The sequence below is a fragment of the Lactobacillus gasseri ATCC 33323 = JCM 1131 genome, assembly GCF_000014425.1.
In the GTDB taxonomy this organism is placed as follows: Bacteria; Bacillota; Bacilli; order Lactobacillales; family Lactobacillaceae; genus Lactobacillus; species Lactobacillus gasseri.
The window spans coordinates 1,215,938-1,229,907 of the sequence record NC_008530.1; the positions used below are offsets into that span (position 1 = coordinate 1,215,938).

Genomic DNA, 13,970 nt, shown 5'->3' on the forward strand with positions numbered 1-13,970 from the left:
TATCAATTACTCCTTTGATATTTATTACGAAAAAACTACTTGATTTTTTTAAGAAAAGTGTAAAAATCTTTGCAAATTAATGTTGCATTCCTTTTATCTAAAGTTGTTGGTTGCTTTAAATCTGGTACCATTACGCATTTTAAGCCTGCAGCACTTGCAGACGCAACACCTGTGCTAGAATCTTCAAATACTAACAAATTATCTTTTGGAAGTTGCATCTTTTTAGCTGCCAATAAATAGATATCTGGTGCAGGCTTAGCCTTAATTTTTCCTGCTTCAACATCTTTATAGCTTAGATAAAAATCAAAATAATCCTTTATCTTTAGAACTTCTAGATTATGAGCCACTACTTCATCATAATTACTTGATGCAATTGCCAGTTTGATCTTTTTTTCTTTAAACTTTACTAACGCATCTCTTACACCCGCTTGAAGCTTCAGTTTTCCTTGATCAGTCCACTCCCAAACTAGTTCATCAGTTCTTTTAATAAACTTATCACGATCTGCTTCTGTCTTAAAATGTTGATGATAAAATTCTTCCATTTCTTTAACCGATGAACCAACGAGCTTCAAGTAACTATCATCTGGAATATCTAAATTTGCTTCTTTAGCAGCAACAATATTTGCATCCCAATATAACTTTTCAGAATTAACTAATAACCCGTCCATATCAAAAATGATGCCTTCAATTGGTTCAGCAATATTTTCAACTTTCATTTTTTACCTCTTTTGCAGTAATTTAAAACTGCACCAACCAAATAAAAAGATCCCGTCACTAATAGAATATCATGTGGCTTCAATTTATTCTTCAAGTTAGTATAAGCTATTTTGAAATTTTCTTCATAATTATATTTTTTCTGCGCTTCTGCAGGAAAATCTTCTAATCTCGCAGCTCGAGGATAATCTATCCGAGTTAAAGTAACCTTTTCATCTTTGAATAAATTTGTGACTAGCCCTAAATCCTTGTCTTTCATCATTCCAAGAAGTATATATATCTGACCTTGGTTCTCTTTTCGAATCAAATGCAAAAGATTTGTCATCGCCTGCAAATTATGTGCCCCATCAACAATAATTTTAGGCACAGTCTGAACAATATCGTATCTACCAGGAATTTGTGTCTTATTAATGGCCCTTTCAATCTTTTGTTTATTTAATTGTAAATTCAAAAGCTGAACTGCTTGAACTGCCACTCCAATATCATATGCTTCTACTAAAGGACGCTTAAAAAACTGATATCTTTTTTCTGAATCTTGATATTCAATTGCAGTTTTAGACACCTTAATTTTAAAATCTCTTCCCAACAAAAATGACTTTGAATTTTCTGCTTGAGCTTTATTGAGTAAAATACTTAAAACATCTTGAGGAATATTACCTAGCACAACTGGTTTATTTGGTTTGATTATGCCACTTTTCTCCTTAGCAATATCGGCTAAAGTTGGTCCAATTATTTTTTCATGATCTAAGCCAATAGTTGTAATGATACTTACTTCTGGTGTAATCACATTAGTCTTATCATGCTCGCCCCCAATTCCAACCTCAATTACTGCATAATTACATTTTTCTTGAGCAAAGAACTGAAAAGCAAGAGCTACTTCATATTCAAATGTTACTAAAGAAAAATTAGGATCAACTTTTTTCAACTCTTCTATTGCTGCTTCAATTTTATTAGCAACTTCGACTAAATCTCTATTACTTATATTCTTACTATTTAATTGAATTCTTTCATTAAATTCATAAATATAAGGTGACACAAAAAGGCCAGTCTTTTGACCGGCCTTTTGTAATAGATTACTCAAATAATAGGATGTCGACCCTTTACCATTTGTCCCGGTAACATGAATTGTCTTAACGCTATCTTGAGGATTATTTAATTGGTTCAAAATTCTCTTGATATAGCTCAAATCATTTTTAGGGTGCAGCTTAGGCAAAGAATATATTCTGTTAATTACTTGGTCAACATTAGTAAATTTCACTTCTATTTACTTTCCTTTAATTCTTTCATACGTTCACGAACACCAGCAAGTTGACTTTCATAGTCAGCTTTCTTTTCCTTTTCTTTATTTACAACTGCTTCAGGAGCATGAGCTACAAAGCCTTGATTTGCGAGTTTCTTTTCAGCTCTTTGTACTTCCTCTTCAAGACGTTTTTCTTCTTTTTCCATCTTCTTAAGTTCATCGTCAACATTAACTAATTCAGTTAACGGTACAAAAATCTGAGCTCCTGGAATTACGGCAGTTTTTGCAAGTTTTGGTGCTTCAATATCTGCCGCAACTTGTAAATCTTTAGGGTGTAAAAAGTTTTCTACATATTCAGCGTTATCATCCAAAATATGTTTATTTGCTTCATCATCCAATTGAATCATGATGTCAATTTGTGAAGACATTGGAGCATTAACTTCCATACGAATATTACGTACAGCCTTGATAACTTCAATCAAGAATGCCATATCGCTGTCTGCTTGCTTGTTTTCAAACTCTGCATGAGTTTCTGGATATTTAGCAGTCATAATTGACTTGCCTTCATGAGGCATTGAAAGCCATAACTTTTCAGTAACAAATGGCATAATTGGGTGCATTAAACGTAAGATTTGATCAAGAATCCAAATCAAGTTTTCTTGCTTTCTAGCTTTTAATTCTTCGTCATCGCCATTTAAAGCAACTTTAGAAATTTCAATGTACCAGTCACAGAAATCATTCCAAATAAAGTTATAAAGTTCACGCCCAGCTTCTCCAAACTTGTATTCATCAAATAAACGGGTGACTTCTGATACAGTATGATTTAATCTATCAAAAATCCAACTATCTGCTAAATCAAACTTCGTAGTGTCTGGCATATGAGCAGGTTTTGCATCTTCTGGCAAGTTCATAATTACAAAACGGCTTGCATTCCAAATCTTATTGATAAAGTTCCAAGCAGCAGCTAACTTCTTTGGATCATAACGCGTATCTTGACCAGGAGCAGTACCGTTTAATAAGAACCAGCGTAGAGCATCGGCACCATACTTATCTACAACATCCATTGGATCGACACCATTACCGAGTGACTTACTCATCTTACGTCCTTGTTCGTCTCGCATTAAACCATGCAAAACAACATCTTTAAATGGACGCTTCTTAGTAAAGTGAAGACCTTGGAAGATCATTCTTGATACCCAGAAGAAAATAATGTCATATCCGGTAACTAAAGTATTAGTTGGGAAGTAGCGCTTAAAATCTGGATTATCAGTATCTGGCCAGCCCAATGTTGAAAATGGCCAAAGAGCGCTTGAGAACCAAGTATCTAAAACATCTGGATCTTGTTCCCAATTTTCAATATCCTTAGGTGCTTCTTCGCCAACATAAGTTTCACCAGTCTTCTTGTTGTACCAAGCTGGAATTCGGTGACCCCACCATAATTGACGAGAAATCACCCAGTCATGAACATCTTCCATCCAGTGATTCAAAGTGCCTTCAAATCGCTCTGGGACAAAGTTAACTTTACCATCAGTCTTTTGATTCTTAAGAACTTCTTCAGCAAGTGGCTTCATTTTTACGAACCATTGCTTTGAAAGTCTAGGTTCTACTTGAACGCCTGAACGCTCCGAGTGACCAACTGAGTGGACAATTGGTTCAACTTTAATTAAGTAACCTTCTTTCTTTAAGTCCTTTACTAAAGCTTCACGAGCTTCAAAACGATCCATACCAGCATACTTACCAGCCTCTTCGTTCATAGTTCCGTCATCATTCATTACATTAATTCTTTCAAGATTATGACGGTTACCTACTTGGAAGTCGTTAGGATCATGAGCTGGCGTAATCTTAACTAAACCAGTACCAAATTCTGGATCTACGTGTTGGTCTTCAATAATTGGAATATGACGACCAACAAGTGGTAGAACTAATTCTTTACCTACGATATCTTTATAACGTTCATCCCCTGGTGCAACAGCCACAGCCGTATCACCAAACATAGTTTCAGGACGAGTAGTTGCAATTTCAACAAAACCAGATCCATCTACAAATGGATATTTTATATGGTAAAATGCACCCTTGTCATCTTTGTGAATAACTTCAATATCACTAAGAGCAGTTTGTAATTCTGGATCCCAGTTAATAATATATTCACCGCGATAAATTAGTCCTTCGTTATATAATTGAACGAAAACTTTTCTAACGGCTTTTGAAAGTCCTTTATCTAAAGTAAATCGTTCTCTTGAGTAATCAAGAGATAATCCCATCTTAGCCCATTGACCTTTGATGATGTTTGCATATTCATCTTTCCAGTCCCAAACTTGCTTAACAAACGCTTCACGTCCCATTTGGTGACGGTCTTTACCTTGTTTACGCAACTTTGCTTCCACTTTAGCTTGAGTAGCAATACCAGCATGATCCATACCTGGAAGGTAAAGAGTATCATACCCTTCCATTCGCTTAAAACGAATTAATGTATCTTGAATTGCGGTATCCCAAGCGTGTCCTAAGTGTAATTTTCCAGTTACATTTGGTGGTGGAATAACAATTGAATAAGGGTGAGCCTTTTTATCGCCAGATGGCTTAAAAAGATCCTCATCAAGCCATTCTTGATATCTACCTTTTTCAACCTCATTAGGATTATATTTAGGTGCTAAATCTGTCATTAAAATTCCTCCAATAAAAAAGTCCTAGACAACTTATATTGTCTAGGACGAAATTTTCCGCGGTACCACCTACGTTAAGTATACAATTGTATACCTCTCTTATAAGCGATAACGGTGCTGAAGTGTCCGGATTAACCTACTAAAGTTCAATTAATCAGCTAATCAAGCTACTCGTAAAATTCTGAAGTCTCTCAGCATACTGACTTTTCTCTGTAATGCGAATTTACTCCTCTTGATTCCTGCTTTGTTTATGATTATAGCATGAAAGAAAACAAGAGAAAAGGCGAGAATTAACCTCTATTTTCTCTGATTACTTTTACCAACTGAATTAAAACTGTCGGAATAATTGCTAAAATCACGATTAGCCAAACTTCTTGTCCACTTAATGGTTGAACAGCAAATAAGCCATGCAGTGCTGGTACAAAGAGAATTAAGGCTAAAAGTGCAGTGCCCAATGCAAAGGCTGCTAAACTGTACCAATTGTTTTTAAATCCAATTTTAAAAATGCTATGTTGTGAGCGGCAATTAAAGCCATGAAGTAAACGGGCAAAGGTTAGGGTTGAGAATGCCATTGTACATGCAATTGCAGGACTATCTTTCAAACCAATTAAGAAGGCTGCAATGACACTCAATGAAATTAAGAAGCCTTGCGTACTTATTTGAGTAACAAATGGTTTGTCTAACAAGCTAGCTTTAGGATCACGTGGTTTACGTTTTAAAATATCCGGATTTCCTGGCTCCATTCCAATCGCTAAAGCTGGAAGAGAGTCAGTCACTAAGTTGATGAATAAAAGTTGTACTGCAACAAATGGTACTGGCAATCCGGCAATTGAGGCAAAAAGAACTGTAATAATTGCCGATAAGTTACCTGATAGTAAGTAGCCAATTGCATTTTTGATATTTTCATAAACAGTTCTACCATTAGCGACAGCCTTGATAATTGTAGCAAAGTTATCGTCAGTTAAGATCATACTTGCGGCATCTTTAGATACCTCAGTACCAGTAATTCCCATGGCAACTCCAACGTCAGCTTTTTTAAGAGCCGGTGCGTCATTAACACCATCACCAGTCATTGATACAATGTGGTTCTTTCTTTGCCAGGCATTAACAATTCTGATCTTATTTTCTGGAGAAACACGAGCATATACTGCAACTTTTTCGATTTGTTGATCTAATTCTTCATCGCTTAGGGCATCTAATTCTAAGCCAGTTAATGCCAAGTCTCCATCTGTAAAGATACCAATCTTTTTAGCAATTGCTACTGCAGTAACCTTATGATCACCCGTAATCATCACTGTTCTAATACCGGCCTCTTTTGCGCGAGCAACGGCTGCGACGCTTTCTTCTCGCGGTGGATCCATTTCTGAAACTAAACCAATGAAAGTCAAGTCTTTTTCAGTATCAGTAGATAATTCTTCATCGCTTTCCTTATAAGCAAAAGCCAATACTCTTAACCCATTCTCTGAAAAATGATTATTTTGAGCCAAAATATTTTTTCGGTCTTGCTCAGTTAGTGGCCGCACTTCATCCCCAAAACGAATATTAATGCAGCGCTTAAGCAAGACATCGATTGCTCCTTTAACAAAAATTGTTGGAATAGTATGAATTAGATGCTTAGTACTCATTAACTTACGGTCAGAGTCAAATGGTACTTCCTCTAAGCGATCCAAGTGATTTCTTAATTCACTTTCCGATAAACCTAACTTTCCATTCCCAAGATTAATGCCTGGAACTTTGCGATACATTTCAAGCAAAGCTGATTCTGTTGGGTCACCAATCTTCTTTCCATCTGACAAACTAGCATCATTATTCAAAACTACATCGTATAGTAAATAGCGGTGCAATTGATTACTTAGATTAAGTTCTTCTGGCTTAAGAACTTCGCCGCCAATATAAATATCTTCAACAGTCATTTTATTTTGAGTTAAAGTACCGGTTTTATCAGAACAGATTACTGAAACTGAACCTAGTGATTCAACTGCTGCTAAATTTTTGATAATAGCATGTTCCTTAGCCATTTTTTGAGTTCCCATAGCTTGAACAATTGTAACAATTGAACTCAAAGCTTCTGGAATAGCTGCAACAGCTAGTGCTACTGCAAATAATAACGCATCTAGTAAAGGCTGACCACGCCACATTTGAAGTCCTAAGATTAAGGCACAGAAAATTAAAATTGCAGTTGCCAAGCGCGATGAAAATTGATCAAGTGAAACTTGAAGAGGCGTTCTACGCTCCTTAGTTTCGTTCATCAAGGTGGCAATCTTACCAATTTCAGTATCCATTCCAGTTGCTGTAACCAAAATATTTGCGCGTCCATACGTTACAAGCGAACTAGAGTAAACCATGTTTACTCGATCACCCAAAGGAACTTCTTTATCAAATGTTGTATCTAACTTATCAATATTAGTTGATTCACCAGTTAGGGAACTTTCATTTACTTGTAATGAAAAGTTATCTAAAATCCTACCATCAGCAGTAACTAGATCTCCTGCCTCAAGTAAAAGAATATCGCCAGGAACAACATCTTTTGCGGCAATTTCTTTTTTTTTACCATCCCTTAAAACTTTTGCCACAGGTGCTGACAAAGATTTTAAAGCTTCTAATGATTTTTCAGCTTTAACATGTTGTACCGTTCCTAAAATTGCGTTCAAAATTAAAACGACAATAATAACTGCTGTACTTTCTAAATTGCCAGTAAATGCAGAAATCACAGCGGCAACAATCAAAATAATGACCATTAAGTCTTTAAATTGCTCTAGAAAGACTTCTAAAACACTTTTTTTCTTGCCTTCTACTAAAGCGTTTGGTCCTACTTGCGTTAATTTTTCTTGAGCAGCTTTATTAGTTAGCCCCTGCTCTTCATTAGCTCCTAATTCTTTGATAAGCTCTTCTTTGCTTTCACGATAGTATGCTTTCACTTAAACCCTCCATCTAATAGGAAAACCAGACTTTGGCATAAAAAAAGAGACCATTGTCTGAACAAAAAATGTTTAGTCAATAGTCTCACCATTTAAACTTACAGCGGAAAAATTAATTTCGTTTTGACGCCATAAATACACCTTATGCCGGTTACTCCCTATATATTGCTTATAATTTTATCATGTTTTGAATAAACTAGCAATTAAAACTTTATTGTTTTACCCATTGCGAACCACCCAAATTATAAGCAGTTTTCCCGTCAACTTTTTTCACTGCAAAATAATTCCACGTGCTTTCTTTTGGCAGCTTCTTTCCAGCATATTTTTTAAAAAAAGGATCTGTATAAACCATTGCTTCTTTTCGAAGTTTAATTTTTCCGGTCTGTGCTTTAGGTGCAAAGTGATCAGAATTCTTTAAATCATGATCACTAAGCCAAATATTAGGCTTAACATGATAAAAAAGTTGATTATTTTTAATTTTAACTTGATCAACATTAACTGAACTTCCATTTTTCAAGTACATCAGACCAGAAATTAATTTACTAGGAAAAGAAATAGCTTCATAATTTCTTTTAAAAATATCACTTTTATGCAGGAGCTTTGCTAATTCAACTGGGTAGTCAGTTAATAACCCTGACACATTTTCACCCGGCTGCAAATACTGCTTCATTTGCGTTTTTTTATTAACGCCCCAGAGTAAATATCTTTTATTATGCTCACTTAAGTAGTTAGCCACTTTTGTTGAATAAAAATTATTAGCATAATATTGCGTTGAAGGTGGTAAATTAACTTCACCAGCTAGTTGCGTCGTTGGAATTTGAGGATTAATTTTAGAGATTTTCATCAAAGCGCTTTTAGAAAATGACTCTAATAAAACGCGATTTTCTAAATGATATTGTCTGATTAAATTAAGTAATAGCTTAATGTCTTCTTCACTATCGTCTTTAGGTTCAATCATAAATTTCACATTTGAATTTTGATAACGTTTAAATACATCCTCAAGACTATGAAGAGATTCACCATTTTGGTTTTTATATGAAAGCAATTCTTGATACGAATGATTGGCAATAGTTTTATCAATACCAAAAACTCTACTTAAATTATCATCATGACTTACTACTAAAACATTGTCTGTTGTCTTTTGTAAATCAAGTTCTAAATAATCAACTTGTGCGCAAAGTGCTCGATCATAAGCAATCCAACTATGTTCAGCAAACTTCCCCTGTTCATTGTCTCCGCGATGTGCAATATTCAAAAATCCACAGGTAAAAGGGAAAACTAAAATAAAGAAAATTACAAAAATGATTTTTTTCATATTTAAATTTTCTTACTTAATTTCAGCTAGATCAATCTCTTTATATTCTCCACGCTTTAAATCAGCAGGTAAATGCAATTTACCCATTGAAACCCGATCTAGTTCCAAGACTTTCATGCCAACTGCTCCAAACATTCGCTTAATTTGATGATATTTTCCTTCTTGAATTTGAATCTCGATTTGCGACAGATTATTATCTTGATCCTGTTTTAAAATCTTTAATTTCGCCGGCTTCAACTTAGTTCCGTCACCTAAAATCAGCCCTTGAGCAAATTTCTTAGCAGTTTCTGGATCTGGAACACCAGCAATTTTTGCTCGATATACTTTTGCAACATGTTTATTTGGAGCAAGCAGTTCGTGTGCTAAAGCTCCATCATTTGTTAAAAGCAACAAGCCTGTAGTATCTTTATCTAATCTACCTACTGGGGCAATACCTTGATAACGATCTTTAGTTTTAAGCAATGAAATAACTGTCTGCTGACTTCTATCTTCAGTTGCTGAAATTACACCCTTAGGCTTATTTAATAAAAAATAATGATACTGTTGATATGCAATTTTATTTCCATCAACTGCTACCAAATCAGTTTCTTTAACTTGTTGTTTTGGGATAGTTACCAGTTCTCCATTAACTGTCACAACTTTCTTTTTAATAAGACTGTGAACTTCTTTACGCGAGCCAACATTCATGTTAGCTAAATACTTATCAATTCTCATTTCTATATCTTTCTCAAACAAAAAAAGCACTAGCAATTGCTAGCACTTTTTTACAATAAGTCTGCATCTTCTTGAGCCTTATCATCCAAGAATTTTTGATTTGGATAAATTGGTGTAATTTTCATTCCATCAATTGCGCGTTGAATCATTTTCTCGGCATCAAGTCTATTTTCTAACTTACGAGCCTCATCTAGCTTAGGCTTAGTCTTTGGACGAGGTGGCGCAAAAATAGTACAACAATCTTCAAATGGTTCAATAGAAAGATCAAAAGTACCAATTTGTTCAGCTAGCTTAATGATTTCAGTTTTATCCATTGTGGCTACAGGACGAAGGACAGGTGTCGAAGTAACATCATTAATCGCTACCATTGACTCTAAGGTTTGTGAAGCTACTTGACCAACTGACTCTCCATTAAAAATTGCTAAACCACCACGCTTTGCACGAATACGATCTGCTAGTTGAAGCATAAAGCGACGCTGAATGGTCATCAAATAACCTTCTGGCAATTTTTCTTTAATTTGTTCTTGAATTTCAGTAAAAGGTACTGCAATAAAATTAATCTTTCCGGAATAGTTAGCTAAAATTCCAGTAAGTTCCTTTGCTTTAGCTAGCGCTTTTTCTGTAGTATATGGTGGACTAAAGAAGTGAACCATATCAATTTCAACTCCACGCTTCATTGCGAGATAAGAAGCTACTGGTGAATCAATTCCACCTGAAAGCATCATCACTGCTCTTCCTGCCGTACCAACTGGCATCCCACCTGCACCATGAAGAAGTTGATTTGAAATATAGATAGCATCTTGGCGAACTTCAATTCTCAAGACTAAATCAGGCTTCTTCATTTTTACCTTTAAGTTATCCATATTATCAAATAAGTAATCACCAATCATAGTGTTTAATTGATTAGTGTCATATTCAAATTCATGGTCACTACGTCTAGTATTAACTTTAAAAGTCATTCCATCCTTAAAAGTCGCTTGCATTAATTCAAGTGAAGCTTTTTTGATAGCATCAAGATTCTTTTCAACTTTTATGGTTGGCGAATAAGTTTGAATACCAAAAACAAGCTTTAATCGCTGATCGATTTTATCAAATGGAGCTCCATTTAAAACAATGTGCATTCGATCATGTTTAGGATGTATTTCAATTTCTGGGAAATCTTGTAAAGCTCTAGTTACGTTACCAGCTAATCTTCCAATAAAATCTTTACGATTTTTTCCTTTAGTGGATAGCTCGCCATAGCGAACCATTACTTCTGTATATTGCATATTTTCACCTTATTTCAAATGATTAATTTCAGCGAAGTGCTTATATATTTTATCAAAAACTGAAATAAATTGCTCGGCTTCTTCAATAGTATTACTTGGGTCGAAACTTAATCTAATCGCACCAGTTGCTAGATCATCTTCAACCTTCATTGCATTTAAAGTTCCGCTCTCAACGCCACTTCTTGAAGAACAAGCACTAGTAGTCGAAACATAAATGTCCTTAGATTCAAGCGTATGAACCAAAGTTTCTCCTCGAATACCTTCTAAAGAGAAACACAAGATACTTGGAATAAATTTATCATTTATCGGAGAGAAAATATGAATTCCTGGCTTTCCATCAAGATAGGAAATAATTTTCTTTTTAACTGCTAACTCTTTTTCAGCATTCTTCTTTTCATCTGATAAGTATAGCCGCATTGCTTTGGCTGTTGCCGCAATTGCAGGTAAGTTTTCTGTACTAGAACGCAAGCCTTTTTCTTGACCACCACCATCAATTAACGGTTTGATCATCTTGCCTTCTTTTTTATAAAGAATACCAACTCCACGAGGTGCATGAAATTTATGAGCTGATAAACTCATTAAATCAACTCTATCTGTAAATACTTCATCCCAAATATCTTTTCCTAAAGCTTGGACATTATCAACGTGAAAAGTAACATTAGGATAATCTTCTAATACCTTACTAATTTCTTTAATTGGCTGAATTGTACCAATTTCATTATTCACGCCCATAATTGAGACTAAAATAGTTTCTTTATCCAAGGCAGCTTTCAAATCATCTGGATTAACTTGACCATTCTTATTAACTGGTAAAACAGTCACGCGAAAGCCTAAATCTTCAAGGGCACGGACTGAGTTCAAAACAGCAGCATGCTCAACACTTGAAGTAATAATATGATTACCAAATTCTTTCTTAGCTAAAGCTGTTCCTTTAATGGCCCAATTATCTGATTCACTTCCACTTGAAGTAAAAAAGATTTCATGTGGTTTTACATTTAACAAACTAGCAATTTGCTTTCTGGAAGCTTCTAAAAGTTGATGTGAACGATCCCCCATTTTGTGTAGACTTGAAGGATTTCCCCAAATATCCTTTGTTACCTTGTCATACGTTTCCAAAACTGCAGGATAGACAGCAGTTGTAGCACTATTATCAAAATAGATCAATTTTCTTTCTCCTCTAAAAAACGACCATTAAAATGGCCGTTTGATAATCATATAAAATACTAACTTAAAAAGTCTATTGCTTCAATCATTTACTCTTCTTCTTCTTCTGCTTCTTCCTGCTCGCTATAATACTCTTTTTCAATTCTTTGATAACTTCCAGGTTCAACCTTCTCTAAGGCAGTTGCAATTACGTCTAGTGCTTCCTTATATTCATATTTATTTTGATATAAGTCATAAGCTTCTTTACGAGCACGCTTAATTTCTGGATTTGAAATATACTTATTAGAATATTGCATAGTTAGCTCAACTAGATCAGCGGAATTTAGAATCTCATCGGCTTCTTTCTTTAAGCGCTCTATATCTTCTTGAATTTGAATCAATTCGCTAGATATTTTTTCCATATTTATTCTAACTTGATTCAATTCATTATCTGTATGCTTAACTTCATTTAAGACTAAAGTATACATTTGAATGAAGCTCTCAGGTTTTCCAGGTAATCTACGCCGTTCAACTTTTCGATAAACTAAAGAAATTTCTTGTTTGAAATGAATAATAGAATCGTTGGCAATTTTTTCTGCATCAAATAATCCGTCTACATCACCCGAAAGTCTCTTTTCAGTCTTTTCAATTTTCTTTAAATTATCAAGCATTGTTAACCACTTGTTTTCAATTTGTGAGTAAACACCATCACCGTCAGCAATTTCTTGACAATCAACATCAAAATCAGCATTCATCCGGCTAACCTGACTTTTTAATTGTCTAGCTTCGGCAAGTTCACCATGAGTTAATTCATAGCTCTGATCAACATGTTCTAATTTAGCTACGAGTTGATTAGATGCATTCCCCATATGGGAGAGAATTTGCACGATTTTATCTTGGTTATTGTCAACAAATGGGCGTGCTTTAAATTCCTTAGTAAGAATATCGTACAAACTATCGATTCTTGTACTTACTTCTTTATTACTCTTCTCAACCTTCGCAAGATCCAGTTTATTGAGGCTCTTTTTATTATCATCAACTAATTCCCTTAAGCTTTTAATCTCTTCTAAAACATCAATCTCTGTAATCTTATACTTATCTTTTACCATTTGACGATAAGTATTGCTGAGCTCATTGAGTTGATCTGGAAAAACATTCTTTAATTCTTGGTCAAAGTTCTCTACTTTAGGAAGATCAGTCTTCAATGATGTAAGTTTGGTATCAATCTTAGTCAATACTTTTTTAGCTTCTTCATGATCCCCTTCACCTGACAAATTCTTAGCAGTCTGAAAATCACTTTCTAAGGTCGCTAAATCTTCTTCAATTTGATCAATTGCATTTCCATAATTAAATGACTGTGACAAAATCTTCTTACGCAATTGTTGATAATCTTTTGATAATGCAGCATAGTGTTTTTGATTATCACGATTTGCTTCTAATAAATTAGTAAATATTTGTTTACTACGTTCAACATTATCTTGATTAGTTTGCAATAACTCGGTTGCTTCTTTAATTAATTGATGCGTTTTTATTAGATTAAACTTTGCATTAAGTCCAGCCGCTTGTTCAAGAAGGTGCTTTAATTCTCCAACGTCTTTAGTGTCAACTTTTTGATATACCTTTTGCCATCTTTTAAAAGTCTCTAAACTTTTACCGGCTAATTCCATCTTTTGTAGACGCTTGATGTCTTCTTCAACACTCAAATCTTTTAACTCATCAGTTAACGCATCTAGTTCTGCAATCTGGTGATTAAAATATTTATTAAGAATAACAACTGTAGCAATTGCAGCAATTATAGCAATTAATATTACAATAATAAGAATAGATAACCCTGATGACATAATACCCTCCATCTTCCATATTAATTATACCAGACTTCATCTCAATCCCAGCTAGAAAATCCTTACTTTTACTTGCTTTAAATTATATTTCTTACTATAATAGTCTTCGTGTAAAATATTTGCAGCAATAAGTGACAAGAACGTCAACATCTTGAGG

Annotated in this window: 9 protein-coding genes and 1 other annotated feature; all 9 genes read right to left on the reverse strand. The window is 34.6% G+C overall.

Features of this window, described 5'->3' with window-relative positions; translation table 11 throughout:
* Window positions 1-35: 35 nt before the first annotated feature.
* The gene (locus tag LGAS_RS05980) at window positions 36-716 is read right to left on the reverse strand and encodes an HAD family hydrolase (RefSeq protein ID WP_003652489.1); all 681 of its coding nucleotides are present in this window, start codon (window positions 714-716) and stop codon (window positions 36-38) included.
* Window positions 713-1,972, reverse strand: coding sequence for a bifunctional folylpolyglutamate synthase/dihydrofolate synthase (locus LGAS_RS05985; RefSeq protein ID WP_003647091.1), 1,260 nt, complete (start codon window positions 1,970-1,972; stop codon window positions 713-715). Before LGAS_RS05985 ends, LGAS_RS05980 begins: the two co-directional genes overlap by 4 nt.
* A 2-nt stretch (window positions 1,973-1,974) precedes the next feature.
* On the reverse strand, window positions 1,975-4,614 hold the full coding sequence (locus LGAS_RS05990; protein ID WP_003647090.1) for a valine--tRNA ligase: 2,640 nt from the start codon (window positions 4,612-4,614) through the stop codon (window positions 1,975-1,977).
* Between the two features lie 40 nt (window positions 4,615-4,654).
* Window positions 4,655-4,863 (reverse strand) — a binding site (T-box leader).
* A 41-nt stretch (window positions 4,864-4,904) separates the two neighbouring features.
* Window positions 4,905-7,532 carry a cation-translocating P-type ATPase gene (locus LGAS_RS05995; RefSeq protein ID WP_003647089.1) on the reverse strand — a complete coding sequence of 876 codons (2,628 nt, stop codon included), beginning with the start codon at window positions 7,530-7,532 and terminating at the stop codon, window positions 4,905-4,907.
* Window positions 7,533-7,743: 211 nt separating this feature from the next.
* On the reverse strand, window positions 7,744-8,847 hold the full coding sequence (locus LGAS_RS06000; protein WP_003647088.1) for a glycerophosphodiester phosphodiesterase: 1,104 nt from the start codon (window positions 8,845-8,847) through the stop codon (window positions 7,744-7,746).
* 12 nt (window positions 8,848-8,859) lie between these two features.
* Window positions 8,860-9,561 (reverse strand): pseudouridine synthase, encoded by a 702-nt coding sequence (locus LGAS_RS06005; RefSeq protein ID WP_003652482.1) that lies wholly within the window; start codon window positions 9,559-9,561, stop codon window positions 8,860-8,862.
* A 50-nt stretch (window positions 9,562-9,611) separates the two neighbouring features.
* On the reverse strand, window positions 9,612-10,829 hold the full coding sequence (thiI, locus tag LGAS_RS06010) for a tRNA uracil 4-sulfurtransferase ThiI (RefSeq protein ID WP_003647086.1): 1,218 nt from the start codon (window positions 10,827-10,829) through the stop codon (window positions 9,612-9,614).
* A 9-nt stretch (window positions 10,830-10,838) separates the two neighbouring features.
* The gene (locus LGAS_RS06015) at window positions 10,839-11,993 is read right to left on the reverse strand and encodes a cysteine desulfurase family protein (protein WP_003647085.1); all 1,155 of its coding nucleotides are present in this window, start codon (window positions 11,991-11,993) and stop codon (window positions 10,839-10,841) included.
* A gap of 89 nt (window positions 11,994-12,082) precedes the next feature.
* Window positions 12,083-13,813, reverse strand: coding sequence for a septation ring formation regulator EzrA (ezrA, locus tag LGAS_RS06020; RefSeq protein WP_025012209.1), 1,731 nt, complete (start codon window positions 13,811-13,813; stop codon window positions 12,083-12,085).
* Window positions 13,814-13,970: the final 157 nt, after the last annotated feature.